Raw genomic sequence first — 26,315 nt, forward strand, 5'->3', positions numbered from 1 at the left:
AGGATGACGACGGTTAGGGAGGGCGCGCTGTGGTGACCCCCGCCCCCGCCGCCCCCACCCTCGCCGACCTGATCCACGCCGAAGCCGACCGCTTCGTCGCCGAGCACCTGCGCGCGCTGGCCCTGTCGCGGCAGGCGGCCGAAGTCTGGCGGGGCGGGGCGCCGATGCACTGGATGACCGACTGGGCCAGCCCCTGCCCGGTGTTCGCGGCCCAGGGCGTGGGGGCCCAGGTCACCGACGTCGACGGCCGGCTCTATGACGACTTCTGCCTGGCCGACACGCCCGCCATGTTCGGCCACGGTCAGGAGGCGGTGGCGCGCGCCGTCGCCGACCAGGCCCGGCGCGGGACCGGCTTCATGCTGCCCACCGCTTCGGCGGTGATCGTCGGCCGGCTGCTGGCCGAGCGCTTCGGCCTGCCGCTGTGGCAGATGGCGACCACGGCCAGCGACGCCAACCGCGCCGCCATCCGCTGGGCGCGGGCGGTGACCGAGCGCCCGGTCATCCTGGTGTTCGACGGCTGCTACCACGGCATGGTCGACGACGCGTTCGTGACGCTGAAAAATGGCGCGCCGGCCATGAAGCCCGGCCTGCTGGGCCAGGTCCACGACCTGACGGCCACCACCCGCGTCGTGCCCTTCAACGATCCCGAGGCCCTGGCCGCCGCCCTGGCGCCCGGCGACGTCGCCGCCGTGCTGGCCGAACCGGCCATGACCAATTGCGGGATGATCCTGCCGCAGCCGGGGTTCCTGGAGAGCTTGCGCGACCTGACCCGCCGGGCAGGGACGCTGCTGATCATCGACGAGACCCACACGATCTCGACCGCCCCCGGCGGCTACGCCCACGCCCAGGGCTTGGCGCCCGACATGCTGGTGATCGGCAAGGCCATCGCCGGCGGCGTGCCGGCCGCGGTCTGGGGCGTCAGCGCCGAACTCTCCGAGCGGATGGACGCCGCCGCCGCCCGGGTCGGGCCCGGCCAGTCGGGGATCGGCACCACCCTGTCCGGCAACGCCCTGGCCATCGCCGCCATGCGGGCGATGCTGTCGGAGGTGATGACCGACGCGGCCTATGCGCGGATGCTGGCCGGGGCCGAGCGGCTGATGACCGGCCTGCGCGGCGTGATCGCACGACGCGGCCTGCCGTGGTCGGTGGTCCATGTCGGGGCGCGGGTCGAGCTGGTGTTCGCTCCCTCCCCGCCGAAAAACGCCGCCGCCATGCGCGAGGCGCTGGACGCCCAGCTGCTGCACGCGCTTCATCTGTGGCTGATCAACCGAGGGGTGATGATCGCGCCCTTCCACACCATGATGCTGGTGTCGCCGGTCACCGAGGACGCCGCCGTCGACCGGCTGGTCGCCGCGGTGGACGGGTTCGCCGGGGCGCTGGAGGGGATAGCAGCATGAGCGTTTCGCGTTTCGACACCCTCTCCCAGAGGGTGAGGGAGGGGCCCGCCGCGCAGCGGTGGGAGGGTGAGGGGTTACACCCTCGCCGATTGCGCGATGCGCCATGCCGGCGCGCCGTCCGGCTCACCACCCCCTCACCCTCCCACGCTTCGCGCGGGCCCCTCCCTCTCCCCATGGGAGAGGGGGCGTGAGCGCGGTCGCCGATCCGCAGGAGTGCCGCGACTTTCTCGCCGCCCATCCGCAGGTGAAGTACGTCGACGTGTTCTTCACCAGCATGACCGGCGTGCCGCGCGGCAAGCGGCTGCGAGTCCACGAGCTGCAGGCGATCTACGACTATGGCCGCTTCCTGCCCGGCTCGATCCTGGTGGTCGACACGCAAGGCGCCGACTGCGAGGACACGGGCCTGGTCTGGGAGGACGGCGACGCCGACCGCCGGGCGCGGCCCGTGCCGGGGACCCTGACCCTGGCGCCGTGGCTGGGTCCCGACATGGCCCAGGTCATGCTGTCGCTGTACGAGCTGGACGGCGCGCCCAACGACCTGGACCCGCGCCACGTGCTGAGGCGCGTGCTGGACCGCTTCGCCGCCGACGGCCTGACGCCGGTCGCCGCCTGCGAGTTGGAATACTACCTGGTCGACCAGCATCGCGGCCCCGGCGGCGAGCTGCTGCCGGCCCGGTCGCTGCAGACCGGCGAGCGGCCGCAGGGCATCCAGGTCTACGGCCTGCCCGAGCTGGAGGCGATCTCGCCGTTCCTGCGCGAGCTGTGGGACGTCTGCGACGTGCTGGGCGTGCCGCTGGAGGGGGCGATCTCGGAGTTCGCCCCCAGTCAGGTCGAGCTGACCCTCAAGCACAAGCCCGACGCCCTGGAGGCGGCCGACGACGCCCTGCGCTACAAGCGGGCGGCCAAGGGCGTGGCGCTGCGCCACGGCTGCGAGGCCACCTTCATGGCCAAGCCCTGGGCCGACCGGGCCGGCAACGGCTTCCACGTCCATGTCAGCTTCAACGACGCCGAGGGCAACAACCTCTGCGCCGCCGAGGATCCGGAAGGCTCGGCGCTGCTCAAGCACGCGATCGGCGGCATGAAGGCGCTGATGGCCGACTGCATGGCGATCCTGGCCCCCAACGCCAACAGCTATCGCCGCTTCAAGGCCAACAGCTATGCGCCGGTGGCCGCGACCTGGGGCGTCAACAACCGTACGGTCAGCCTGCGCGTGCCGGCCGGCCCGCCGCCGACCCGGCATGTGGAGCACCGCGTGGCCGGGGCCGACGCCAATCCGTACCTGGTGCTGGCGGTGCTGCTGGCCTGCGCCCACCATGGCATCACCCACAAGATCGATCCGGGCCCGGCGGTGGTCGGCGACGGCTACGCCGCGGCGGCCAAGGAGAAGGTCCGCCTGCCTACCGACTGGTATGCTTCGGTAAACACGTTCGAGGCCTCCGACGTGCTGCGCGACTATCTGGGCGAGCGGTTCGTGGAGATGTTCGCCTCGGTCAAGCGCACCGAGCAGGCGCGCTTCGCCGAGGTGGTCACGGCGCTGGATTATGACTGGTATCTGCGCAACGCCTGAGGGCGGGGCGCTGTAAAGTTGAGTTGGAGTGGAAGCGTGATCTCCCTTCCCCCTTTGATGGGGGAAGGGCCGGGGATGGGGGTGATACGGTGGTTCAGCTGCACGGCCGCTGTCACCCCCACCCCCGCCCCTCCCCCATCAAGGGGGAGGGGGGCGATATGGGCATCGGACGAATTCAAGGGGAGACAAGGCCATGAGCACCAACCGCATTCCTTCCGGGCGAGTTTTGGGCACCCGCCGCTCGCTGCTGACGGCCATGGGCGCCGCGGCCATCGGCATCAGCTTCACCGCCTGCGGCCAGAAGCCCCAGGGCGAGGCGGCCAAGTCGGCCAACGGCGAAGAGCCCAAGCTGAACTTCTACAACTGGGACACCTATATCGGCGAGACGACGCTGGGCGACTTCAAGAAGGCCACCGGCGTCGACGTCAATATGAGCCTGTTCGCCACCAATGACGAGCTGTTCGCCAAGCTGAAGGCCGGCAACGCCGGCTATGACGTGATCGTGCCGTCCAACGAGTTCGTCACCCGCATGAGCCAGGCCGGCATGCTGGAGACCCTGGACCACGGCAAGATCCCCAACTTCAAGAACGTCGACCCGGCCTTCGTGAACCCCGACTACGACCCCGGCCGCCGGTTCTCGATGCCCTATACCTGGCTGGTGCTGGGCATCGGCTATCGCAAGTCCAAGGTGAAGGGCGTGCCCGACAGCTGGAAGTACCTGTTCGACAGCGCCGAGTACAACGGCCGCATCGCCCTGCTGTCGGAAAGCGCCGACCTGGTGCGCCTGGCCGCCAAGTACCTGGGCCACAGCGTCAACGACATCCCGCCGGACCTGGTCACCAAGATCGAGCAGATGCTGATCCGCCAGAAGCCCTATGTGAAGGCGTTCCACGACGACAACGGCCAGGACATGCTGGTGGCCGGCGACGTCGACCTGGTGCTGGAATACAACGGCGACATCGCCCAGGTGATGAAGGACGATCCGGACATCGATTTCGTGATCCCCAAGGAGGGGTCGCTGATCAATTCCGACACCCTGTGCATCCCCAAGGGCGCGCCGAGGCCGGACAACGCCCACAAGTTCATCAACTACCTGCTGGACGCCCAGGCCGGGGCCGAGATCTCCAAGACGATCCTCTATCCGACGCCCAACGCCGCGGCCAAGGCGCTGATGCCGCCGGCCTATCGCGACAACAAGGTGATCTTCCCGCCGGCCGACATCATGTCCAAGTGCGAGTACGGCGCCTTCGAGGGGGCCGAGAAGGCCAGCCTGTACGAGGAAGTCATCACCCGGGTGCGGGCGGCTTAGGGCGGCGGAACGACGCTGCTCCCCCTTTGGGGGAGCTGTCGCGAAGCGACTGAGGGGGCCTTTCGGCATAGGCCGCGAAGCCCCCTCCGGCCCTTCGGGCCACCTCCCCCGGAGGGGGAGGATCTGGGAAAGGAAATCCGTCGATGGAACAGTCCTGGAAACAGGCGAAAGCCGTCTTCGCCACGGCGCTCAGCGCGCCGCTGGTGTGGCTGGTGCTGTTCTTCCTGATCCCGCTGGCCATCGTCTGGGCCTACAGCTTCGGCCACAACGAGGGCCTGACCCAGATCGCCATCACCGGCACGTTCAAGAACTACGCCCGGGCGATCGAGCCGCTGTACCTGAAGATCTTCCTGAAGTCGGCCGGCGTGGCGGCCTTGACCACGGGCCTGTGCCTGGTGATCGGCTTCCCGGTCGCCCTGGCCATCACCTTCGCTTCGCAGAAGGCCAAGACCTGGCTCTTGCTGCTGATCATGCTGCCGTTCTGGACGAACCTCCTGATCCGCACCTACGCCCTGATCGCCGTGCTGAGGAACGAGGGCTACATCAACAAGGGGCTGGAGGCGGGGTGGACCCTGGCCGCCAAGCTCATGCCGCTCCAGCCGTTCCAGCCGCTGGAGATGATGCACACCAATTTCGCGGTGATCGTCGGCCTGGTCTATGTCCACCTGCCGTTCATGGTGCTGCCGCTGTATTCGGCGCTGGATCGCCTCGACAAGTCGCTGCTGGAGGCCAGCCTCGACCTGGGGGCGGGCCACATGCGCACCCTGTTCAAGGTGGTCGTGCCCCTGGCCCTGCCCGGCATCGCCTCGGGCGTGCTGATCACCTTCATCCCGGCGCTCGGCGCCTATCTGACCCCCGACCTGCTGGGCGGGCCCGACAGCCAGATGATCGCCAACGTCATCGAGCGCCAGTTCAAGCGCGCCAACGACTGGCCGTTCGGCGCGGCCCTGTCGTTCCTGCTGATGTACCTGACCTTCGTGGCCATCGCGGTGCAGGCGCTGCTGGGACGCGGGAAGAAGGGGGCGCAAGCGTGAGCTTTTCCTTCTATCCGCTCATCCCGGCGAAGGCCGGGACCCAAGCCGAGGCGGCGGCAAGCATCCGGAACGAAACAACCAACTCAGCTTGGGTCCCGGCCTTCGCCGGGATGAGCGGAGCTTTGAAATGACCAAGCTCCGCAAATCCCCCCCCGGCCCGCTCGAATACCTCCGCCGCTGGCAGATGCAGGCCTGGCTGGCGGCCGTGGGGGTGTTCCTCTACGCGCCGCTGATCGCCCTGGTGGCCTTCAGCTTCAACGACAGCCGGCGCAACATCGTCTGGAAGGGCTTCACGCTCAAATACTACGACAAGGCGTTCAATGACTCCTCGCTGATCGAGGCCTTCGCCAACAGCCTGACCATCGCGGGCCTGTGCACGGTGCTCAGCGTGGCGCTGGGGGCCATGGTCGCCCTGGTGCTGTGGCGCTTCCGCTTCCCCGGCAAGACCGTGCTGGACGGGGCCCTGGCCCTGCCGATCGTGGTGCCCGAGATCTGCATGGGCGTGGCCATGCTGGTGTTCTTCGCCAAGGTCATGCCCTGGCCCGTGGGCCTGCCCTGGCCGCTGAACCTGGGGGCCATCACCATCGCCCACGTGTCGTTCTCGTTCCCGTTCGTGGCGGTGGTGGTCCGCGCCCGCATGGCCAGCTTCAACCGCGAGATGGAGGAGGCCGCCCGCGACCTGGGGGCCGGCGAGTGGCGGACGATCAAGGACGTGATCCTGCCGCACATGGCCCCCTCGCTGGTGGCCGGGGCCCTGCTGGCCTTCACGCTCAGCCTGGACGACTTCGTGATCACCTTCTTCACCGCCGGCCCGGACACCGTGACCTTCCCGGTCAAGGTCTATTCGATGGTCCGCTTCTCGGTGACCCCCGAGGTCAACGCCGCCTCGACGATCCTGATCGTGCTGACCGTGATCCTGACGGCCGTGGCGCTGAAGCTGCAGGGCGACCCGGCGGCGACGGCTGGACATGGGGACGTGAAATGAGCGTTCTCCAAACTCCGTTCATCCCGGCGAAAGCCGGGACCCAAGCCGAGGCGAAGGCAAGCATCCAGAACGAAACACCAAGCTCTGCTTGGGTCCCGGCTTTCGCCGGGATGAGCGGAATGTGTGTGTCGGGGGACATCCGGTGACCAACCAACCCATCATCACCTTCGAGAACGTCACCAAGCGCTTCGGCAAGATGGTGGCGGTCGACAATGTCTCGCTCAGCATCCAGGAGGGCGAGTTCTTCTCGCTGCTGGGCCCGTCGGGCTGCGGCAAGACCACCCTGCTGCGGATGCTGGCGGGCTTCGAGACGCCGACCGAGGGCCGGATCCTGATCGACGGCCAGGACGTCTCGACCGTGCCGCCCAACAAGCGGCCGGTGAACATGGTGTTCCAGTCCTACGCGGTGTTTCCGCATATGAGCGTGGCCGACAACGTCGCCTACGGCCTGACCGTCGACCGGGTCGGCAAGGCCGAGCGCGACAGGCGCGTGGAAGAGGCCCTGGACCTGGTCCAGCTGCACGGCCTGGCGGGCCGCAAGCCCGACCAGCTGTCGGGCGGCCAGCGCCAGCGCGTGGCCCTGGCCCGGGCGCTCGTCAAGCGCCCCCGCGTGCTGCTGCTGGACGAGCCGCTGTCGGCCCTGGACGCCAAGCTGCGCGACCAGATGCGCACCGAGCTGTGCACCCTGCAGGAGAAGGTGGGGATCACCTTCATCATGGTCACCCACGACCAGGACGAGGCGCTCGCGCTCGCCAGCCGCTGCGCGGTGATGAACCGCGGCGTGCTGCAGCAGGTGGCCGGTCCCAGCGACCTCTACGAGTTCCCCAACAGCCGCTTCGTGGCCGACTTCATCGGCAGCGTGAACCTGTTCGAGGGGGTGCTGGCGGTCGACGAGCCCAGCCACGCGGTGGTCAAGTCGCCGGACCTGGACTGCGACATCTTCCTGGACCACGGCGTCACCGGCGCGCGCGGCGGCACGGTCTGGGCGGCGCTGCGGCCCGAGAAGATCGAGCTGCACAAGCGCCCCGACGGCGCGGCCCCGCCCAACATGGGCGACTGCCCGCTGGGCCAGAACGCCGTGGCCGGGGTGATCCGCCACGAGGCCTATCTGGGCGGCCAGAGCGTCTACGAGGTGGAGATCCAGAGCGGCCGGCGGATCAAGGTCGTCCGCCAGAACCTGACCCGCTGGGACCAGGAGGACTTCAAGCTGGGCGAGCCGGTGTGGCTGGGCTGGCACGCCTGCTCGCCGGCGGTGTTGTTGAGCTGATGTCCGTGGCTCACGCCCTTGCCCCCACCTGGCGGCTGCGCCGCCTGTCCGCCCCCATAGGGGGCGGAGCGCTCTTCCCCCTCTGGGGGAAGACGACCGCGCAGCGGTCCGTAGGGGGCAAGTGATGAGCCGACCCGTCGCCGGGATCATCTGCTGCACTCGCACGGTCGGGATCGAGCCGGCCCAGGCGGTGATGAACCGCTATGTCGCCTCGGCCATGCGCTACGCCGACGCCGCGGCCCTGCTGGTCCCGTCGATGCCGGAGCTGATGAAGGCCTCCGACGTCGCCGCCCGCCTGGACGGCCTGATGCTGACCGGCAGCCCCTCCAACCTGGCCCCCGCCCTCTACGGCCAGGACGTCGCCGACGCCCCGGGGCCGTTCGACGCGGGACGCGACGCCATGACCGCCGACCTGATCCAGGCCATGCTCGACCTGGGCCGGCCGGTGTTCGGGGTCTGCCGCGGCTTCCAGGAGATCAATGTCGCGTTCGGCGGCACGCTGCGGCGGGACATGGCGACCAGCCCCGACCTGATCGACCACCATGCGCCGGACGACGTGCCCTTCGACAGCATGTTCGACCACGTTCACGCCGTGCAACTCGCCAAGGACGGCGTGCTGGCCACGGCCCTGGGCGTCCAGGCCGCTGTCGTCAACTCCGTGCACTACCAGGGCGTCGATACGCTCGGCGAAGGTCTGGAGGTCGAAGCCTGGTCCGAAGACGACGTGGTCGAGGCCTTCTCCGCCACCGTCAACGGCGCCCCGGTCCTGGCCGTCCAGTGGCATCCCGAATGGAAGACCGACCGCAACCCGCAGAGCCAGGCGTTCTTCGACCTGTTCGGCCGCGCGCTGCGGGGCGAGGGCCTGCGCCCTCCCGCCTAAATCCGCTCATCCCGGCGAAAGCCGGGACCCAAGCCGAGCCGGCGGCGAGCATCCGGAACGAAACCACAAGCGCCGCTTGGGTCCCGGCTTTCGCCGGGATGAGCGGAAATAAAAGAAGACCCAGGAGCCCAGCAGATGACCGCCCCGATCCGCAACCACGACATCGCCGAGCTCAAGCGCCTGGACCTGGCCCACCACCTGCCGGCCCAGGCCGACCACAAGGTCATCGCCCAGCTGGGCGGCAGCCGGATCATCACCCGGGCCGACGGCGTCTACATCCACGACGGCGAGGGCCACCAGATCCTGGACGGCATGGCCGGCCTGTGGTGCGTCAATGTCGGCTACGGGCGCGACGAGCTGGCTAAGGCGGCCTATGACCAGATGCTGGAGCTGCCCTACTACAACACCTTCTTCAAGACCGCGACGCCGCCGCCCGTGAAGCTGGCCGCCAAGATCGCCGAGAAGATGGGCGGCCACCTGACCCACGTCTTCTACAATTCGTCGGGCTCGGAGGCCAACGACACGGTCTTCCGCCTGGCTCGACACTATTGGAAGCTGAAGGGCCAGCCGGACCGCAAGGTCTTCATCAGCCGCTGGAACGCCTATCACGGCTCGACCGTGGCCGGGGTCAGCCTGGGCGGCATGAAGCTGATGCACCAGCAGGGCGACCTGCCGATCGCCGGCGTCGAGCACGTGATGCAGCCCTACAAGTTCGGCGAGGGCTTCGGCGAGGATCCGGCCGCCTTCCGCGATCGCGCGGTGCAGGCCATCGAGGACAAGATCCTGGAGGTCGGCCCCGAAAACGTCGCGGCCTTCATCGGCGAGCCGGTGCAGGGGGCCGGCGGGGTGATCATCCCACCGGACGGCTACTGGCCGGCGGTCGAGGCCCTGTGCCGCAAGTACGGGATCCTGCTGGTCTGCGACGAGGTGATCTGCGGCTTCGGGCGGTTGGGCCAGTGGTTCGGCCACCAGCACTACGGGATCAAGCCGGACATGATCGCCATGGCCAAGGGCCTGTCGTCCGGCTACCTGCCGATCAGCGCCGTCGGGGTGGCCGACCACATCGTCGCCGAGCTGCGCGACAAGGGCGGCGACTTCATCCACGGCTTTACCTATTCGGGCCATCCGACCTGCGCGGCCGTGGCCCTGAAGAACCTGGAGATCATCGAGCGCGAGGGCCTGGTCGAGCGCACCCGCGACGACACCGGCCCCTACCTGGCGAAGGCCCTGGCCAGCCTGAACGACCACCCGCTGGTCGGCGAGACCCGCTCGCTCGGTTTGATTGGGGCTATCGAGATCGTGCGGGAGAAGGGCACCAACCATCGCTTCCTCGACAAGGAGGGCGAGGCCGGGCCGATCGTCCGCGACCTGTGCATCAAGAACGGCCTGATGGTCCGCGCCATCCGCGACAGCATCGTCTGCTGCCCGCCGCTGATCATCACCCACGCCCAGATCGACGACCTGGTGGGGATCATCCGCAAGTCGCTGGACGAGGCCGAGCCGGTGCTGCGGGCGTTGAAGCCGGAGGCGGCGGCGGGGTGAGGGTTCGAGAGACCGTGAAACTGTGATACTGTGAAACCATGAAAAACATTACAGTCTCCATCGACGACGAGACCTATCGGCGGGCGCGGACGAAGGCCGCGAAACAGGACACGTCCGTCTCGGCCATGGTGCGAAAGTTCCTGGTCGACATCGCAAAGGACGAGAGCGACGAGTTCGAGCGTCTCAGAGCGCTCGAAACGGCTCTTCGCGCCGAGATTTCGGACTTCAGCGGCGCCGACCGCCTTCCCCGCGACGAACTATACGATCGCCGCTAGATGCCTGTTTTCTTCGACACCAACATCCTGCTCTACGCGGCCGGCAATGTGGTGGCCGAGACGGAAAAGCGCGACATCGCGCTGGCGCTGCTGACGCGAAGAGACGGCGTGCTATCGGTGCAAGTGCTGCAGGAGTTCTTCGTGCAGGCGACGCGGCCCTCTCGGCCCGATCGGCTGACCGAGGATCAAGCGGCCCGGTTCGTCGAAAGCTGGACCCGCTTCACGATCCAGGACAACACCCTGACCACGCTGCGTTCAGCTCTAGGGATCAGGGCGCGGTACGGTTTCTCCTACTGGGACAGCGCCGTCGTGGCCGCCGCGCGCGTCGCCGGCTGCACCGAACTGTTCACCGAGGATCTCTCGCACGGCCAGGTCGTCGAGGGTGTCCGCATCGTCAACCCATTCCAGCCCGACTAAACTTCCATAAAGCGCGAGGAGCGCCCCCGTGAAGTACAAGGAAAAGAAGTCCAAGCCCGCCCCCAAGACCACGCGCGGCGTGGCCTCCCTCGACGACGCCAAGGACTGGTTCTCTCGCCAGAATATCGAGGAGATCGAGTGCGTCGTGCCCGACCTGGCCGGGGTGGCGCGGGGCAAGATCATGCCGGTGCGCAAGTTCCTGGGCGCGCCGTCGATGAACCTGCCGCTGGCGGTGTTCTACCAGACCATCACCGGCGACTTCCCCGAGTTCGAGGGGGCGGTCAACGCCGTGCAGTCCGACACCGACATCTTCCTGACCCCGGATCTCGCCACCCTGGCCGTAGTGCCCTGGGCCCAGGATCCGACCGCCCAGGTGATCCACGACGCCTTCCACCCGGACGGCCGGCCGGTCGAGGAGAGCCCGCGCCAGGTGCTGCGCCGGGTGGTGGCCCTCTATCGCGAGAAGGGCTGGGATCCGGTGGTGGCCCCGGAGATCGAGTTCTACCTGGTCGACAGGAACACCGACCCCGACTACCCGCTCAAGCCGCCGATCGGCCGCTCGGGCCGGCCGGAGACCGGCCGCCAGGGCTATTCGATCGCCGCGGTCAACGAGTTCGACGCCCTGTTCGAGGACATGTACGAATATTCCGAGCGCCAGGGCCTGGAGATCGACACCCTGATCCACGAGAGCGGCGTGGCCCAGATGGAGATCAACCTGCGGCACGGCAATCCGCTGGAACTGGCCGACCAGGTGTTCATGTTCAAGCGCACCATCCGCGAGGTGGCGCTGGAGCACGAGATCTACGCCACCTTCATGGCCAAGCCGATGGCCGCCGAGCCCGGCAGCGCCATGCACATCCACCAGTCGATCCTGGGTCCGGACGGCGAGAACCTGTTCTCCGACCCCAAGTCCGGCGACGCCACGCCGCTGTTTTACGCCTTCATCGCCGGCCAGCAGCGCTACCTGCCGGCGATCATGGCCATCCTGGCGCCCTATGTGAACTCCTACCGGCGGATCGCCCGGGACTCGGGGGCGCCGGTCAACACCCAGTGGGGCTACGACAACCGCACCTGCGGCCTGCGCGTGCCGCCGTCCGACCCGGCCAACCGCCGGCTGGAGAACCGCATCCCCTCGTCGGACGCCAATCCGTACCTGGCCATCGCCGCGACCCTGGCGGCCGGCTACCTCGGCATGACCCAGAACCTGTCGCCCACCGCCCCGGTCGACACCGACGCCAGCGTGCGCGGCATCGAGCTACCCCGCAGCCTGCTGGAGTCGGTGATGCTGTTCGAGGAGGCCAAGCCCCTGGTCGAGATCCTGGGCGCCACCTTCTGCTCGGCCTACGCCACGGTGAAGCAGGCCGAATACGAGACCTTCATGCGCACCATCAGCCCGTGGGAGCGGGAGTTCCTGCTGCTGAATGTGTGAGGCCTCGAAATCACCTTCTCCCATTGGGAGAGGGTGAGATGAACACCGGCCATCCCGCGAGCTGGTACGCCGCCACCGCCACGCCATTCCCCGCCCTGCCCGCCCTGCGGGCCGACACCCGCGCCGACGTCTGCATCGTTGGCGCGGGCTATACCGGCCTCGGCGCGGCGCTGGCGCTGGCCAGGCGCGGCGTCTCGGTGGTGGTCCTCGAGGCCGCCCAGGTCGGCAGCGGCGGCAGCGGCCGCAATGGCGGCCAGGTGCATACCGGCCAGCGCAACGACCAGGCCTGGCTGGAGAAGACGATCGGCCGCGACGACGCCCTTCGGCTCTGGGCCATGAGCCAGGACGCCCGCGCCCATCTGCTGGCCCTGATCGCCGAACACCAGATCGCCTGCGGCTTTCGCCCCGGCATGATCCACGCCCGCCACCGCAAGGGCGGCGAGGCGGAGGACGCCGCGCACATCGACTTCATGCGGAGCCGCTACGGCTACGACCAGCTGGCCCTGGTCGGCGAGGCCGAGTTGGCGGACGAGCTGGGGACCGACGCCTATCACGGCGGCCTGGTCGACCACGGCGGCGGCCACCTGCATCCGCTGAACCTGGCCCTGGGGATGGCGCGGGCGGCCATGGCGGCGGGGGCGGTGATCTTCGAGCACAGCCGCGCCGCGGCCTGGCGGCGCGAGGGCGGGGCGATCTTGGTGGACACCGCGCCCCATCAAGGAAAGGGGGGCCGGGTGACCTGCGACCAGCTGATCCTGACCGGCGACGGCTACCTGGACGATATCGCCGGCGGCGCGGCGCGCGCCCGGGTGATGCCGATCAACAACTTCATCCTGGCCACCGAGCCGTTGGGAGAGCGGGCGGACACGATCATCCGCAGCAACGCCGCCGTCGCCGACAGCCGGTTCGTGATCAACTACTTCCGCAAGAGCCCCGACGGCCGGCTGATCTTCGGCGGCGGCGAGAACTACCGGCCGGGCTTTCCACCGGACCTCAAGGCCTTCGTGCGGCGACACATGCTGAAGGTCTATCCGGGCCTGGCCGACGTCGAGGTGACCCACGCCTGGGGCGGGACCCTGGGCATCACCGTCCACCGCGCGCCGTTCGTCCGCGAGCTGGCCCCCGGCGTGCGGATCGCCGCCGGCTATTCGGGCCAGGGGGTGATGCTGGCCCCCTGGTTCGGCAAGCTGCTGGCCGACGCGGCCCTGGGCGACCGGCAAGGCCTTGACCTGCTGGCCCGCCTGCCCGTCCCGCCGTTCCCCGGCGGCCGGCTGCTGCGCTGGCCGCTGACCGTGGCCGGGCTGAGCTGGTACGCCCTGCGCGACCGGATGTGACCGCCGCCGCACGGGCCAGGAGAGAAGGCTTGGGGCCCGCCGCGCTCTCCGCGTACAAGGGCCCATGGCCATCACCGACCTTCGTCCGTCCAAGCCCGCCCCGATCAGCGTCAACGCCCTGATCCTGACGGGGATTTTCGCCGCCCTGACCTTCGCCCTGGCGCGGATGGACCAGCCGCCCGGCGTGCTGACCTTCGCCTTCGTGGTGGTGGGCTGGATCCTCAGCGTGGTGGTGCACGAGTTCGCCCACGCCTATGTGGCCTACAAGGCGGGCGACCACACGATCGCCCAGAAGGGCTACCTGACCCTGGACCCGCTGAAATACACCGACCTGGGGACCAGCCTGGTGCTGCCGCTGGTGGTGCTGGCCATGGGCGGGATCGGCTTTCCCGGCGGGGCGGTCTATCTGCGCGACGACCTGATGCGCAGCCGGCGCGGGCGGGCCCTGGCCTCGCTGGCCGGGCCGCTGGGCACCCTGGCGGTGCTGGTCGGCCTGGCCGTCTGCCTGGCCGCCGACCGGGCGTTCGGCGTCGAGACCAGCCCGCTGTCGCGCGCCGCCGCCTTCCTGGCCTTCCTGCAGGGCTTCGCCCTGGTGCTGAACCTGCTGCCCCTGCCCGGCCTGGACGGCTTCGGCGTGATCCGCCCCTACCTGCCGGCGGCGGTCCAGCAACAGGCCCAGAAGGTGGGCGGGCTGGTGTTCATCGGCCTGTTCCTGGCGATCTTCTTCATCCCCGGGGTCAACCACGCCCTGTTTCGCGTGGTGCTGACGATCACCGACCTGTTCGGCGTCTCCCGTCCGGACATCGGCGCGGGCTACGGGGCGTTTCGGTTCTGGGAGGGGTGAAAACGCCCTCTCCCAGAGGGAGAGGGGTTCACGCCGCGCTCAGTCTTCCCGCTGTCGCCGGCTGCTGCGCCTCCGCCGTCTGGACCAGGCAGCCGTACCAGCCCAGGCCGCGATAGGTCTCGTAGCCGGGGGTCAGGGCGTAGCCGATGGTGCGGTCGCCGTCGGCGTAGCTGGCCATGTCGCCGCCCGAGGTGTCGAGCTTGAAGGTCTCCTCCAGCACGCCCTTGCCGTCCGAGCTGGCCAGCACCCGGTGGTTCTGGTCCAGCAGCAGCACGCGCGAGCGGGCCTTCTCTTCGTCGGTCAGGCGCACGCCGTCGACCACCGCCTGGGCCTGGGGCTTCCAGTCGAAATGCACCCCCAGCACCCCCAGCACCCGGCCGCTGGCCTGGCCGCCCTCGCGGATGGCCGTGGCGTAGGTGGCGACCGGGGCGTCGTTCAGGGCCTTGACCCGCTGGATGTCGCAGACCGTGAAGTCGTCGCCCGACCGGGTGCGCAGGGCGTCGCGGAACCACGAGGCCTCGGCGACCGAGGTGTTGCGGGCGGCCGGATAGCGGTCGGGCCGGCCGCTGGCGATCACCCGGCCCGACGGGTCGGCGATCCACAGGTCCAGATAGACGGTGTAGGCGTCGAGGATCACCTTCAGCCGCTGGCTGGCGTAGGCGGAGGCCTCGCGCGACGGCGCGGCCACGCAATCGACCACGGCGCTGTCGGTGGCCCACCAGCGGACGTCGCAGGTGCGCTCATAGAGGTTGCGGTCGATGATCTCGATGGCGTTCAGGGCCAGGTCGACCAGGCGCTGGCCGCGCAGGTGGGACAGGATCGCCCCGCCGATCGCAGTCAGCTCGTCGAGGTCGGCGCGCACCTGGCTCTCCAGGGCGGCGGCCACCATGTCGATCTGGGTGGAGATGGTCTTGAACTCCTCGGCGACGATCGCGAAGCCGCGTCCCGCCTCGCCGGCCCGGGCGGCGACGATCAGGGCGTTGATCGCCAGCATCTTGGCCGAGCGGTTGACATAGGCGATCTCGCCGATCTTCTCGCCAGCCACCGCGCTCAGCCGCTCGCTGAGCTCCAGGATGCGTTCTGGGCGGAGGCTGGCGTCGTCGCTCGCCGAAGGTCCTGCCATGGTGGTTTCCCCCGAAACCGGCGGCGGAAACCCGGGACAGCCGAATCACTCGCCAGACGAGCGAGAATGACACCGCCGTCAGGTTTCAGAAGCGGGGTCGGACAATCCGTCGCGCCCTCCGGTCGGTCCGGCGGTACGTGGCCCCGCGAAATGCGCGATCTGGCGGCAATCCTTGCCTGATTAATCATCAAGGGTTGAGGCTTGCATTCTACAACCGCCGCAGCGAAACCTTGCCGGCCAGCAATGACACCGGTGGACAAGAATGCCCGGACCGGGGATGAATACCCCCGTCAACCGCTCATCCGGCGAACGCCGGGACGGGCGGAATAAAAGGGGGGAACCGCATGCTCGTCCGTAACGCCGCCCTGGCCGCCGTCCTGACCCTGGCCGGAACCGCCGCCCAGGCCGCTCCCCGCGAAGTGCTGGCCTTCCCCGGAGCCGAGGGCGCGGGCCGCTTCGCCGCCGGCGGGCGGGGCGGAGCGGTGATCAAGGTGACCAACCTGGAGGACTCCGGCCCCGGCAGCCTGCGCGCCGCGGTCGAGGCCCAGGGCCCGCGCACGGTGGTCTTCGCGGTCGCCGGCACGATCCCGCTGAAGCGCGAACTGAAGATCGCCAACGGCCAGATCACCATCGCCGGCCAGACCGCGCCCGGCGGCGGCGTCACCCTGCGCGACCACACCCTGGTGGTGGCCGCCGACGACGTGGTCATCCGCTTCATCCGCTCGCGCCTGGGCGACGAGAGCAAGACCGAGGGCGACGCGATCTGGATCAACGCCGGCCGGCGGATCATCCTGGACCACGTCTCGGCCAGCTGGTCGGTGGACGAGACCCTGTCGGCCAGCGCCCGCTACGACACTGCAGGCCAAGGGTTCTTCGACCTTACGGTCCAATGGTCGATCATCGCCGAGAGCCTGCGCCACTCGATCCACGCCAAGGGCGACCACGGCTATGGCAGCCTGATCCGTGGCGGCAACGGCTCGAAGATCAGCTTCCACCATAACCTGTGGGCCAACCACCTGGCCCGCATGCCGCGCCCGGGCAACTACGAGGGACCGGACAAGGATCCGATCGGGGCGTTCTTCGAGTTCCGCTCCAACGTGTTCTACAACTGGGGCAAGGGCCACGCCGGCTATGACGCCGACAAGGCGGCCCTGGCCGCCTACAGCTTCGTCGACAACGCCTATGTCATGGGTCCAGACAGCGAAAAGCCCATCGCCTTCAATGAGAGCAACAGCCTGGCCAAGGCCTGGTTCGCGGGCAACAGCATGAACGGCGTCGTTCCCGCCGATCCCTGGAGCCTGGTCAGCGGGCTGCAGGCGCCGGGCTGGCGACAGGCCGGGCCGATCGACGTGGCGCCGGTCAAGGCCGACCCCGCCGCCTCGGCCTATGAGCGGGTGCTGGCCGACGCCGGGGCCAGCGTGTTTCGCGACGCGGTCGACGCGCGGGTGGTGGCCGGGGTCCGCGACCGGACCGGCAAGCAGATCGACAGCCAGGCCCAGGTCGGCGGCTGGCCGGCCCTGCCGCCCGGGGTCGCGGCGGTCGACACCGACGGCGACGGCATGCCCGACGCCTGGGAGACGGCCCACGGCCTGAACCCGCGCAAGGCCGACGGGGCGCTGGACCGCAACGGCGACGGCTGGACCAACCTGGAGGACTATCTGGCCGACGCCGCGCGGCGGCGGGGGTAGGGTTTTCCCCAAAGCCCTGTCATTCCGGAAAACGCCGGTCTTCCTTCGCGCGCCGCCCTGGCCTATCTCTGCCTCGCCGATCACGCCGGGGAAGGCCGCGAATGCTGTACATGCTGCTGTGCTACAACAACGAGACCGAGGTCCTGGGCTGGACCCCGGAACAGGACGCCGCGGTCATGGGGCGGCTGTCGGTCGTCCATGACCGCCTGATCGCCGAGGGCAAGATGGGGCCGTCGGGACGGCTGCAGGGCACCACCAGCGCCAAGACCCTGGTCAAGACCGAAGCCCCCTTCGTGATCGACGGCCCCTATGCCGAGACCAAGGAGCAGTTCCTGGGCTTCTACACGCTGGACGTCGCCGACATGGACGAGGCCCTGGCCATCGCCCGCGAGCTGGGCGTGGCCAATCCCGGCGGGGCCTACGAGGTGCGGCCGATGCGGCTGTACCTGCCGGGGGCGATCGCGGCCGAGTAGGGCCTCCTCAACCGTTCGTCATTCCGGGCCCTGTGCCCGGCCCCCCTCCGTCCGCCGCAGGTGTGGATGGGTGGCGCGCCTTGCGCGCCAAGGCGCTTCACGTGCAAGCTGAACCAGGGGTTCCGGGCACAAGGCCCGGAATGACGGTTGAAAAGATGGGATCAAGAAGGCCGACCGGCGCCAGAGCGGCTGGTCAGCCTGGATCCAAGGCCCCCTAGAGCATCGCGCGGAAAAGTGGACGCCGGTTTTCCGCAAAAGCGATGCGAAAACAAAAACCTAGAGCAAGTCGTGCGATTGCTATATCGCACGATTTGCTCTAGCCGTCGCGCCGCGACTTCTTCCATTCCTTGAACTCGCGCTCTTCGCGGTCCTTCTTGCTTTCGCCGGGGATGACGGCCTTGCCGGCGCCGACCACGACCTTGCCGGTCGTGCCGACCACGGCCGCGCCGGCGCCGACCACCGCGCCCCCGGCGGCCACGGCCAGGCAGCCCTGGCCGGCGGCGGCGACGGCCAGCAGGGCCAGGACGAGGGGCAGGCGACGCGGGACCATGGGACGCGACATTGGGGCAAGCTCACTGAGGTTGGGGCGAGCGTTCTAGCCCGGGACGCCCCCAGGGTCGCCGCGTCCGATGGCCGCTGTGTGGCGCCCTCGCGCCGTCAGGCGCAGTTCAAGCAAGGTGACGCCCGGTTGAGCGGGTCTGCTGTGTTCAGACCGCGCGCGCCCTCGCTGTTCAGACTATCTCCAGCGCCGGCGGCGCTTGGTTACCTTTTGTCAACGAAAAAATCAGGAACGAGACTCGGCGCCCAAGAGTTGAAGCGCCGAAGGGATATGTTTTTCGAATGACCTCCCGCGATGAACTCATCAAACGCGAAGCTCTCGCGCTCTGGAAGCAGATGCACGACGAGCCTGCGCCCGAGGTCAGCGGCGGGGAGCTGCTCGAGATCATCTGCCGCAACCTCGACATCCAGGACTATGACCGCGTCCGCTCGCCGTTCCTGCGGCCGACGATGATCCTGCGGCCCGAGGAATGGCCGGAAGCCCGCAAGGGGTAGGGCCTCCATCGTCCTGAGCGGAGGCCAGATGCTCCCCCTCTGGGTCGCCCTGGAATTCAGGCTCTCCGGCCCTGACCGCCCGGGACGAACGCCCCGCCGCCGGTCTGGGCGCGGTGGCGCAGGAAGGCGTCGGCCAGGACGCAGGCGGTCATGGCCTCGACCACCGGCACGCCGCGGATGCCCACGCAGGGGTCGTGGCGGCCCTTGGTGCGCAGGTCGACCTCCTGGCCGGCCTCGTTGACGCTCTCGCGCGGGGTCAGGATCGAGGACGTCGGCTTGAAGGCCACGCGGGCCACCACCGGCTGGCCGGTCGACAGGCCGCCCAGCACGCCGCCGGCGTGGTTGCTGAGGAACACCGGACCGTCGGCGCCCATCCGCATCTGGTCGGCGTTGTCCTCGCCCGACAGGGCCGCGCTGGCGAAGCCCTCGCCGATCTCCACGCCCTTGGCGGCGTTGATCGACATCAGGGCCGCCGCCAGTTCGGCGTCCAGCTTGCCGTACAGCGGCGCGCCCCAGCCGGCCGGCACGCCCGTGGCCTCGACCTCGACGACCGCGCCGGTCGAGGAGCCGGCCTTGCGGACCTTCTCCAGGTGCTCTTCCCAGACCGGGACGATCGTCGCGTCGGGCGACCAGTAGGGGTTCTGCTCGACCTGGTCCCAGTCCCAGTTCGCGCGGTCGACGGCGTGCGGGCCGATCTGGACCAGGGCCGCGCGCACCGTGACGCCGGGGATCACCAGCCGGGCGACCGCGCCGGCCGCCACCCGCGCGGCGGTCTCGCGCGCCGAGCTGCGCCCGCCGCCGCGATAGTCGCGCACGCCGTACTTGGCGAAATAGGGATAGTCGGCATGACCGGGCCGGAAGGCCTGGGCGATCTCGCCATAGTCCTTGGAGCGCTGGTCGGTGTTGTCGATCATCAGGCTGATCGGCGTCCCGGTCGTGCGCTGGCCGTCGCTGCGTTCGTCCTCGAACACGCCCGACAGGATGCGCACGGCGTCCGGCTCCTGGCGCTGGGTGACGAACTTGCCCTGGCCCGGCCGGCGCTTGTCGAGGAAGGCCTGGATGTATCCAGCGGAGATGCTGAGACCCGGCGGGACGCCGTCGACCACGCAGCCCAGGGCCGGGCCGTGGCTTTCGCCCCAGGTGGTGACGCGGAACAGGTGGCCGAAGGTGTTGTGCGACATGGGCGCGGTGTGTAGCCGAAAGCGCGGGAGGGGGCAAAGCCTGGCGTCCCTGGCTCCGGGAAGCGCCCCATCGGGGCAGGTTCGCCCCGTTGTTCCGAATTGACACATCTTATAGTAGCAATAATACTCAAGCTCTCATTAGTTGCATACACCACAACTCAGGAGTATCGTCCCGCCCTGTCGATACTTGAGGTAGGCCCCGGCAAGACCGGACCAAAACAGGGAGGATGAAAACATGACCACCGGCACGGCGAACTTCAACGGCGACTGCGGCGAGTGCAAGAACGGCTACTACAGCGCCGCCTCGTCCGGCGGGCTGCAGCCCAACCAGTCGGCCACGGTCAACGGCAATTCCCCGCAGAACTGCGTGGTGGCCAATGACGGCGGCACGGTGTTCGCGATCGAGCTGCAGTCCATCGCCGGCATCTACAGCTACCAGGTCCGCGTCGACGCCCAGGGCCCCAAGGGCGCCTTCAGCGGCTCGATGTACCTGGCGTTCGAGGACCAGACCGGCGACGTCTACTATCTGAGCATCTTCTCCTCGACCCGCGAATGGCACGAGGTGTCGTACAACAGCAGCGCGCCGGCCATCGTGAAGATCTACTGGAGCGACTATTCGTTCACCGTCGGCAGCGGCGACGCCGCCAAGGCCAAGCCGGCCTACAAGGTGCTGAGCCCGGTCGGGTAGTCCCCGGGCCTTGCGCCACGGCTGTCCGGTTCACGCGCTGGTCTTAAGATTATGAGGTCGTTCATGTTTTCGGCCGACGCCGTGGATCGTCCTCGTCCTTCGACAGGCTCAGGATGAGGACGAATTCAACGGCGGTTCAGTAGAAAGCCTCATCCTGAGCTTGTCGAAGGACGAGGGTTTCCGCGCCGGCGCTGGAAGCTCAATAGACTCAAGTCTTTGCCAACCGGACAGCCGTGGCCTTGCGCCCGGGATGACGAGCGCTACAGCGCCAGCGCGCAGCTTTCGCCGATGGTCGGGCGGGAGATCACCACCCGCGACAGGCCGGGGAACTGCGGCGTCAGGCGCTCGGCGAAATAGAGGCAGATCCGCTCCAGGGTCGGGCTTTCCAGGCCGGGGCGATCGTTGAGCAGGCCGTGGTCCAGCTCGGCGGCCACCGCCTTCAGCGCGCCGTCCAGGCTGTCGAGGTCGGCGACCCAGCCGGCGTCCTGCATCGTCCCCCTGACGCTGGCCTCGACCTTGAACGAGTGGCCGTGCAGCTTGCGGTAGCGATGGTCGGCGGGACCTTGCTCGATGTAATGGGCCGCGTCGAAATGCGCGGCCTTCGTGATCTCGAAGACGGGCTTCATCAGGGTACTTCTTTTGACAAGGCCTGGGAGGCTCTAGCGCATAGACCCTGTCACCAGGTCGAGCGCCTTATCCGTCAGGGCAGGCCGAGATATTTGTGCGTCTGGACGCTTAAACGCCATTGTGGGTGCGAAAGGCAATAGGCGACGGCCAATTGGGTGTTGCGCTCGCGGTCCGGCCCGTCCATCGGCTGCAGGTAGAAGCGCTCGAAATCCAGGCCCGCGAAGCGCTCGGGCATGGCCTTGTCCTGCGGATAGACCAGCTTCAGCTCCTGGCCCGAGGTCTGGACCACCGGCGCGTCGGCCTTGGGGCTGACGCACACCCAGTCGACGCCGGGCGGCGCGGCGACCGTGCCGTTGGTCTCGACGGCGATCATGAAGCCGCGCGCGTGCAGGGCGTCGATGGCCGCGGCGTCCAGCTGCAGCAGCGGCTCGCCGCCGGTGCAGACCACCAGCCGGTCGTCCGGACCGCCGGTCCAGGCCGCCTCGACCGCCTGGGCCAGATCCTCGGCCGTGGCGAACTTGCCGCCGCCCTCGCCGTCCGTGCCGACGAAGTCGGTGTCGCAGAAGGTGCAGACGGCCTTGTGGCGGTCCTGCTCGCGGCCGGTCCACAGGTTGCAGCCGGAAAACCGGCAGAACACCGCCGCCTTGCCCGCCTGCCCGCCCTCGCCCTGCAGGGTGAGGAAGATCTCCTTGACGGTGTAGGTCATCGCAAACGCTCTCCCTTCCCCCTCAATGGGGGAAGGGTCGGGGATGGGGGTGACGGCGGTTCAGGGCGGAGCGCGATCGTGGTCGAACCCACCGCCGCGATCACCCCCACCCCTGGCCCCTCCCCCATCAAAGGGGAGGGGAACTTGGATAGGATGCTCATGCCAGCGCTTCCCGCCCCGCCGCGTCCCACTCTTCATAGCCGCGCTGGCGCAGCTCGCAGGCCGGGCATTCGCCGCAGCCGTGACCCCAGGGGTGCAGCTCGCCGCGGTCGCCCTGGTAGCAGGTGTGGCTCTCGACCACGATCAGGTCGACCAGGTCCTCGCCGCCCAGGGTCTTGGCCAGGGCCCAGGTCTGGGCCTTGGTCAGCGTCATCAGCGGGGTCTCGATGACGAAGTCGCGGTCCATGCCCAGGTTCAGGGCGGCCTGCATGGCGTCCAGGGTGTCGCGGCGGCAGTCGGGATAGCCCGAAAAGTCGGTCTCGCACATGCCGCCGACCAGCGCCCCCAGGCCCCGGCGGTCGGCCAGGGCGGCGGCGTAGATCAGGAACACCAGGTTGCGGCCGGGCACGAAGGTCGAGGGCAGGCCGCGCTCGGTCATCTCGATGGCGACGTCGGCGGTCAGGGCGCTCTTGGCCACGGCGCCGAAGCCGGTCAGGTCCAGCACGTGGTCCTCGCCCAGGCGCTCGGCCCAGTGCGGGAAGCGCTGGGCCATCTGGCGGCGCACGGCCTGGCGGGCCTGCATCTCGATCGCGTGGCGCTGGCCATAGTCGAAGCCGACGGTCTCGACCCGGGCGTAGCGCTCCAGGGCCCAGGCCAGGCAGACGCTGCTGTCCTGGCCGCCGGAGAACAGCACCAGGGCGGCGTCGGCGCGCGCAACGCCGGACACGGTGGAAACTTCAGGAGTGGACATGGCGCCTCTCTACACCAGGCGCGCGGACTTGACGACCGATGGGGAGCCAAGCGTCAGCGATCGTCCGGCTCCTCCGCCGTCGCCCGGACTCATCACACCCGAACATTTGTTTCGAACACCGATATTTGGGCTGTACCTTCAGCGCGAATGGGCGACTATGGGCTGCGCGCCTTTGGGGGTCGCACCAAGGTTTTCCGGCCTGAAACCACGCTTGACGCTACGTCACGCGCCGGACCGTCTTTTCTAATTTCTGCGAAAACTTGTCAGCTCCAGGTGAATGCGGCCTGACGTAAAGTGAAAACGCGTAACCTATCAATGATCACTTAGATCCTGGCCGGTTGACAGCCCCAGGCGCCAAGTATGCAATCGACGGATGCTGCGAAGGGCCGGCCGTACGCCCGCGTAGTGCTCAAAAGGACGGCGCCGAGGAAACAAACGACGTCCGCAGGGGCCGCCATAAGGCGCCGCGACGTCCAGGGAGGGAATAGAATGTCGCAATCTCTGCGTATGCGGAGCCTGCTGGCCATGGGCGCGTCCGTGACCGTGCTGGCCGCCGTCGCCGCTCCGGCCTTCGCCCAGCAATCCGACGCCAAGCCGGCCGCCCAGCAGGGCGGCGGCAACGTGCTGGAGGAACTGGTCGTCACCGCCCAGAAGAAGGAAGAAGCCCTGCAGGACGTGCCGATCGCGGTGTCGGCCTTCAACCAGGACAGCCTGGAGGCGCAGAAGATCGATGGCGGCCCCAACCTGCAGCAGGCCATTCCGAACGTCACCTTCGCCAAGGGCAACTTCACCAACAGCTTCAACTTCGCGATCCGCGGCATCGGTAACAAGGCGGTCGGGGTTTCGACCGACGGCGGCGTCGGCGTCCACGAGAACAACGCCCCGCTGCAGACCGGCAACCTGTTCGACGCCGAGTTCTTCGATGTCGAGCGGGTGGAAGTGCTGCGCGGCCCGCAGGGCACGCTGTACGGCCGCAACGCCACCGGCGGCGTGGTCAACATCATCACCGCCAAGCCCGTCGACACCTTCGAGGCCAACATCCGGGCCGAGGCCGGCAACTACAGCACCCAGAAGCTGCGCGGCATGATCAACGTGCCGATCCTGGGCGACAAGCTGGCCGTCCGCGTGGCCGGCAACTGGCTCAAGCGCGACGGCTTCGTCACCAACACCTACAACAACCACAAGGTCGACGACCGCGACCTGTACTCGACCCGCGTCTCGGTGATGTTCAATCCCATCGACACGCTGCGCACCAACTTCATGTGGGAGCACTTCAACGAGGACGACAGCCGCTCCCGCGTCGGCAAGCAGCTGTGCACCAAGGACAACGGCCCGGCCACGATCGGCGGCGTGCCCACCGGCACGGCCCGCGCCTTCCTGACCCAGGGCTGCCTGCCCGCCTCGCTGTACGGCGACAGCGCCTATGGCACGGTCAACACCTCCGGCACCCTGACCGGCGAACTGGGCAACCTGGTGGGCTTCACCAGCGGCGACGCCAACGCCGGCGACACCGCCAGCCGCAACCTGCGGGAAATCGAGTCGCTGTTCGACCCGATCTACCGCTCCAAGTCCGACATCTACCAGTTCAACCTGGCCTACGACCTGACCGACAACCTGACCTTCACGTCCATGACCTCGTACAGCAAGGGCAAGGTCTATACGAAGCTGGACTACAACCGGAACGTCTCGACGATCCCGTTCAACAACACGCCGTTCACGCCCGGCGGCTTCTTCACCGACCCGCAGATCGGCCGGACCAACCTGTTCACCACCCTGGACATCTCGGCCGGAAACTCCAAGCAGTGGAGCCAGGAACTGCGCCTGCAGTCGAACTTCGACGGCCCGCTGAACTTCAACTTCGGCGGCATCTATTTCGACTACAAGACCGTCACCGACTACTATGTGATCGGCAATTCGCTGACCCTGTCGGCCCTGGCGCTGAACTTCCAGAACACCGGCAATCCCAACTGCAACCCGGTCGCCCTGCCGGCCAGCTGCATCGGCATCGACACCAACGCCACGCCCGACGGCAGCGGCCACAACTATTATGACAACCGCTCGCCCTATCACCTGAAGTCCAACGCCCTGTTCGGCGAGCTGTACTGGCAGGCCAACGAGAAGCTGAAGTTCACCCTGGGCCTGCGCCGCACCCACGACGACAAGCGCCTGGACGTCTACGACACCGTGCTGCTGTCGCCCGGCATCGGCCTCAAGCAGAGCACCACCACCCCGCAGGAAAAATCGGTCTTCAACGAGCTGACCGGCCGCTTCGGCTTTGACTACAAGCTCAGCGACGACAACCTGCTCTACGCCTTCTATTCCAAGGGCTACAAGGGCGGCGGCTCGAACCCGCCGGCGGCCGCGGGCGCGGCTGGCGTCAAGCCGCAGTTCGATCCGGAATTCGTCAACGCCTTCGAACTGGGCTCGAAGAACACCCTGGCCGGCGGCAGCCTGATGCTGAACGCCACCGGCTTCTACTACGACTACCAGGGCTACCAGATCTCCAAGATCGTCAGCCGCACCTCGGTCAACGAGAACGTCAACGCCAAGGTCTATGGCCTGGAGCTGGAGTCGGTCTGGTCGCCGGTCCGCAACCTGCGCCTCAACGCCAATCTCGGCTATCTGCACACTGAGATCGGCGGCGGCGTCTCCTCGATCGACACCATGGACCGCACCCAGGGCAACCCGCTCTACCAGGTGGTCAAGGCCGGCCCCAGCATCCCCGGCGTCGCGGTCGGCTCCAACTGCGTGGTCGCCTCGGCCGGCGTGGCGACGGCGCTGACGGTCAACCCCGCCCTGGGCGCCACCGTCCCGTTCGCCTGCGGCGGCAAGGCCTTCTACACGGCCTTCCTGCAAAGCCGGGGCGTTCCGGCCGTCTATGCCAACGCCATCAGCAACGCCATGTTCAACTACGGCGCCGGCTATTCGATCGAGGGCAAGGCCCAGGATCTGTCGGGCAACCAGCTGCCCAACTCGCCGCACTGGACCGCCTCGGTCGGCGCCCAGTACACCTGGGACTTCGCGGACGGCTGGTCGGCCACCCTGCGCGGCGACTACTACCACCAGAGCAAGCAGTACGCCCGCGTCTACAACACCGCCTACGACCAGCTGAAGTCGTGGAACAACGCCAACATCACCCTGAAGATCGAAAAGCCGGACTGGGGCCTGCAGATCGACGCCTACGTCAAGAACCTCGGCAACAAGACGCCGATCACCGACGCCTACACCACCGACGACAGCTCGGGCCTGTTCACCAACCTGATCACCCTGGAGCCGCGCCTCTACGGCGTGGGGGTGACCAAGTCGTTCTAGGCCGCCGCACGGACGGCGACCTAAGGAAGGGCGGCGGATCGATCCGCCGCCCTTTTTTGTTCCGGGGGGATTAATACCAAGGGCGTTCAACCCTGATCGCTCCCCCAATAGCCCGTTATCCCGGGCCTCGTGCCCGGGACCCCTGGTTCAGCTCGCAAGGGAAGCGCCTTGGCGCGCCGGCGCGCCACACATCCGCACCTGCGGCGGATAGAGCGACTGTCTGGATGGTCAAGCCGGTACGAAGGCGGCGCGAGCATCCCTGGCCTTGGCGTTG

23 protein-coding genes and 1 pseudogene are annotated in these 26,315 nt (G+C 68.3%); 18 read left to right on the top strand and 6 right to left on the bottom strand.

The genetic code is table 11. The annotated features are described in order from the left end of the window. The first annotated feature begins 29 nt into the window (after positions 1-29). The 13 genes from EV278_RS17730 to EV278_RS17790 all read left to right on the top strand — a co-directional run bounded on the left by EV278_RS17730 (position 30) and on the right by EV278_RS17790 (position 14,280). Positions 30-1,397, top strand: a complete 1,368-nt coding sequence (locus EV278_RS17730) for an aspartate aminotransferase family protein (protein WP_243692250.1) — start codon at positions 30-32, stop codon at positions 1,395-1,397. Between the two features lie 187 nt (positions 1,398-1,584). Beyond that, entirely contained in the window at positions 1,585-2,964 is a 1,380-nt protein-coding gene (locus tag EV278_RS17735) for a glutamine synthetase family protein (protein WP_132094492.1), read from the top strand. 193 nt (positions 2,965-3,157) lie between these two features. Further along, the gene (locus tag EV278_RS17740) at positions 3,158-4,273 is read left to right on the top strand and encodes a spermidine/putrescine ABC transporter substrate-binding protein (protein ID WP_132094494.1); all 1,116 of its coding nucleotides are present in this window, start codon (positions 3,158-3,160) and stop codon (positions 4,271-4,273) included. Positions 4,274-4,416: 143 nt separating this feature from the next. After that, a complete protein-coding gene (locus EV278_RS17745; protein ID WP_132094496.1) occupies positions 4,417-5,307 on the top strand; it encodes an ABC transporter permease in 891 nt (296 codons plus the stop codon). A gap of 127 nt (positions 5,308-5,434) precedes the next feature. Next, positions 5,435-6,292, top strand: coding sequence for an ABC transporter permease (locus EV278_RS17750; protein ID WP_132094498.1), 858 nt, complete (start codon positions 5,435-5,437; stop codon positions 6,290-6,292). 196 nt (positions 6,293-6,488) lie between these two features. Further along, positions 6,489-7,559, top strand: coding sequence for an ABC transporter ATP-binding protein (locus tag EV278_RS17755; protein WP_243692252.1), 1,071 nt, complete (start codon positions 6,489-6,491; stop codon positions 7,557-7,559). 124 nt (positions 7,560-7,683) lie between these two features. Further along, positions 7,684-8,439: a gamma-glutamyl-gamma-aminobutyrate hydrolase family protein gene (locus EV278_RS17760; RefSeq protein WP_132094502.1), complete on the top strand. Its 756-nt coding sequence runs from the start codon at positions 7,684-7,686 to the stop codon at positions 8,437-8,439. Between the two features lie 135 nt (positions 8,440-8,574). Beyond that, positions 8,575-9,981, top strand: a complete 1,407-nt coding sequence (locus tag EV278_RS17765; RefSeq protein ID WP_132094504.1) for an aspartate aminotransferase family protein — start codon at positions 8,575-8,577, stop codon at positions 9,979-9,981. A 38-nt stretch (positions 9,982-10,019) separates the two neighbouring features. Further along, a complete protein-coding gene (locus EV278_RS17770) occupies positions 10,020-10,256 on the top strand; it encodes a hypothetical protein (RefSeq protein ID WP_132094506.1) in 237 nt (78 codons plus the stop codon). Next, a complete protein-coding gene (locus EV278_RS17775) occupies positions 10,257-10,673 on the top strand; it encodes a PIN domain-containing protein (protein ID WP_132094508.1) in 417 nt (138 codons plus the stop codon). 28 nt (positions 10,674-10,701) lie between these two features. Further along, the gene (locus EV278_RS17780; protein WP_132094510.1) at positions 10,702-12,102 is read left to right on the top strand and encodes a glutamine synthetase family protein; all 1,401 of its coding nucleotides are present in this window, start codon (positions 10,702-10,704) and stop codon (positions 12,100-12,102) included. A gap of 38 nt (positions 12,103-12,140) precedes the next feature. Then, the gene (locus tag EV278_RS17785) at positions 12,141-13,436 is read left to right on the top strand and encodes an FAD-binding oxidoreductase (protein WP_132094512.1); all 1,296 of its coding nucleotides are present in this window, start codon (positions 12,141-12,143) and stop codon (positions 13,434-13,436) included. Positions 13,437-13,500: 64 nt separating this feature from the next. Beyond that, on the top strand, positions 13,501-14,280 hold the full coding sequence (locus tag EV278_RS17790) for a site-2 protease family protein (RefSeq protein WP_132094514.1): 780 nt from the start codon (positions 13,501-13,503) through the stop codon (positions 14,278-14,280). 28 nt (positions 14,281-14,308) lie between these two features. On the opposite strand, the gene EV278_RS17795 is transcribed toward EV278_RS17790, so the two are convergent. Further along, a complete protein-coding gene (locus EV278_RS17795) occupies positions 14,309-15,403 on the bottom strand; it encodes a methyl-accepting chemotaxis protein (protein ID WP_132094516.1) in 1,095 nt (364 codons plus the stop codon). Between the two features lie 416 nt (positions 15,404-15,819). Between EV278_RS17795 and EV278_RS17800 the strand changes: the two are divergent. Then, positions 15,820-17,091 (top strand): annotated as a pseudogene (locus tag EV278_RS17800) (pectate lyase); the annotation flags it as partial. Positions 17,092-17,192: 101 nt separating this feature from the next. Next, positions 17,193-17,564, top strand: coding sequence for a YciI family protein (locus EV278_RS17805; protein WP_132094520.1), 372 nt, complete (start codon positions 17,193-17,195; stop codon positions 17,562-17,564). 316 nt (positions 17,565-17,880) lie between these two features. Here EV278_RS17805 and EV278_RS17810 read toward each other — a convergent pair whose 3' ends face one another. Further along, entirely contained in the window at positions 17,881-18,126 is a 246-nt protein-coding gene (locus tag EV278_RS17810) for a hypothetical protein (RefSeq protein WP_243692251.1), read from the bottom strand. Positions 18,127-18,404: 278 nt separating this feature from the next. Here EV278_RS17810 and EV278_RS17815 point away from each other — a divergent pair, with 278 nt between their 5' ends. Then, positions 18,405-18,617, top strand: coding sequence for a hypothetical protein (locus tag EV278_RS17815; RefSeq protein WP_132094522.1), 213 nt, complete (start codon positions 18,405-18,407; stop codon positions 18,615-18,617). A gap of 56 nt (positions 18,618-18,673) precedes the next feature. On the opposite strand, the gene aroC is transcribed toward EV278_RS17815, so the two are convergent. Further along, complete coding sequence (aroC, locus tag EV278_RS17820; RefSeq protein WP_132094524.1) at positions 18,674-19,798, bottom strand: chorismate synthase; 1,125 nt, start codon at positions 19,796-19,798, stop codon at positions 18,674-18,676. A gap of 235 nt (positions 19,799-20,033) precedes the next feature. Here aroC and EV278_RS17825 point away from each other — a divergent pair, with 235 nt between their 5' ends. Further along, the gene (locus EV278_RS17825) at positions 20,034-20,486 is read left to right on the top strand and encodes a hypothetical protein (RefSeq protein ID WP_132094526.1); all 453 of its coding nucleotides are present in this window, start codon (positions 20,034-20,036) and stop codon (positions 20,484-20,486) included. 260 nt (positions 20,487-20,746) lie between these two features. Here EV278_RS17825 and EV278_RS17830 read toward each other — a convergent pair whose 3' ends face one another. The 3 genes from EV278_RS17830 to queC form a co-directional block, all read right to left on the bottom strand. Further along, positions 20,747-21,112 (bottom strand): 6-carboxytetrahydropterin synthase, encoded by a 366-nt coding sequence (locus tag EV278_RS17830; protein ID WP_019847500.1) that lies wholly within the window; start codon positions 21,110-21,112, stop codon positions 20,747-20,749. Between the two features lie 74 nt (positions 21,113-21,186). Beyond that, a complete protein-coding gene (queE, locus tag EV278_RS17835) occupies positions 21,187-21,819 on the bottom strand; it encodes a 7-carboxy-7-deazaguanine synthase (RefSeq protein ID WP_132094528.1) in 633 nt (210 codons plus the stop codon). Between the two features lie 157 nt (positions 21,820-21,976). Continuing rightward, entirely contained in the window at positions 21,977-22,729 is a 753-nt protein-coding gene (queC, locus tag EV278_RS17840) for a 7-cyano-7-deazaguanine synthase QueC (protein WP_132094530.1), read from the bottom strand. Positions 22,730-23,218: 489 nt separating this feature from the next. Between queC and EV278_RS17845 the strand changes: the two genes are divergently transcribed. Further along, a complete protein-coding gene (locus tag EV278_RS17845) occupies positions 23,219-26,041 on the top strand; it encodes a TonB-dependent receptor (protein ID WP_132094532.1) in 2,823 nt (940 codons plus the stop codon). Positions 26,042-26,315 lie beyond the last annotated feature (274 nt).

The sequence above is a fragment of the Caulobacter sp. BK020 genome, assembly GCF_004342605.1.
GTDB lineage: Bacteria > Pseudomonadota > Alphaproteobacteria > Caulobacterales > Caulobacteraceae > Caulobacter.

Coding starts and splice junctions, on each gene's coding strand:
- EV278_RS17790 (WP_132094514.1), top strand. CDS start 13,501: ATGGCCATCACCGACCTTCGTCCGTCCAAGCCCGCCCCGATCAGCGTC.
- EV278_RS17745 (WP_132094496.1), top strand. CDS start 4,417: ATGGAACAGTCCTGGAAACAGGCGAAAGCCGTCTTCGCCACGGCGCTC.
- EV278_RS17755 (WP_243692252.1), top strand. CDS start 6,489: ATGGTGGCGGTCGACAATGTCTCGCTCAGCATCCAGGAGGGCGAGTTC.
- queE (WP_132094528.1), bottom strand. CDS start 21,819: ATGACCTACACCGTCAAGGAGATCTTCCTCACCCTGCAGGGCGAGGGC.
- EV278_RS17765 (WP_132094504.1), top strand. CDS start 8,575: ATGACCGCCCCGATCCGCAACCACGACATCGCCGAGCTCAAGCGCCTG.
- EV278_RS17775 (WP_132094508.1), top strand. CDS start 10,257: ATGCCTGTTTTCTTCGACACCAACATCCTGCTCTACGCGGCCGGCAAT.
- EV278_RS17750 (WP_132094498.1), top strand. CDS start 5,435: ATGACCAAGCTCCGCAAATCCCCCCCCGGCCCGCTCGAATACCTCCGC.
- queC (WP_132094530.1), bottom strand. CDS start 22,729: ATGTCCACTCCTGAAGTTTCCACCGTGTCCGGCGTTGCGCGCGCCGAC.
- EV278_RS17760 (WP_132094502.1), top strand. CDS start 7,684: ATGAGCCGACCCGTCGCCGGGATCATCTGCTGCACTCGCACGGTCGGG.
- EV278_RS17805 (WP_132094520.1), top strand. CDS start 17,193: ATGCTGTACATGCTGCTGTGCTACAACAACGAGACCGAGGTCCTGGGC.
- EV278_RS17785 (WP_132094512.1), top strand. CDS start 12,141: ATGAACACCGGCCATCCCGCGAGCTGGTACGCCGCCACCGCCACGCCA.
- EV278_RS17845 (WP_132094532.1), top strand. CDS start 23,219: ATGTCGCAATCTCTGCGTATGCGGAGCCTGCTGGCCATGGGCGCGTCC.
- EV278_RS17815 (WP_132094522.1), top strand. CDS start 18,405: ATGACCTCCCGCGATGAACTCATCAAACGCGAAGCTCTCGCGCTCTGG.
- EV278_RS17810 (WP_243692251.1), bottom strand. CDS start 18,126: ATGTCGCGTCCCATGGTCCCGCGTCGCCTGCCCCTCGTCCTGGCCCTG.
- EV278_RS17770 (WP_132094506.1), top strand. CDS start 10,020: ATGAAAAACATTACAGTCTCCATCGACGACGAGACCTATCGGCGGGCG.
- EV278_RS17825 (WP_132094526.1), top strand. CDS start 20,034: ATGACCACCGGCACGGCGAACTTCAACGGCGACTGCGGCGAGTGCAAG.
- EV278_RS17830 (WP_019847500.1), bottom strand. CDS start 21,112: ATGAAGCCCGTCTTCGAGATCACGAAGGCCGCGCATTTCGACGCGGCC.
- aroC (WP_132094524.1), bottom strand. CDS start 19,798: ATGTCGCACAACACCTTCGGCCACCTGTTCCGCGTCACCACCTGGGGC.
- EV278_RS17795 (WP_132094516.1), bottom strand. CDS start 15,403: ATGGCAGGACCTTCGGCGAGCGACGACGCCAGCCTCCGCCCAGAACGC.
- EV278_RS17740 (WP_132094494.1), top strand. CDS start 3,158: ATGAGCACCAACCGCATTCCTTCCGGGCGAGTTTTGGGCACCCGCCGC.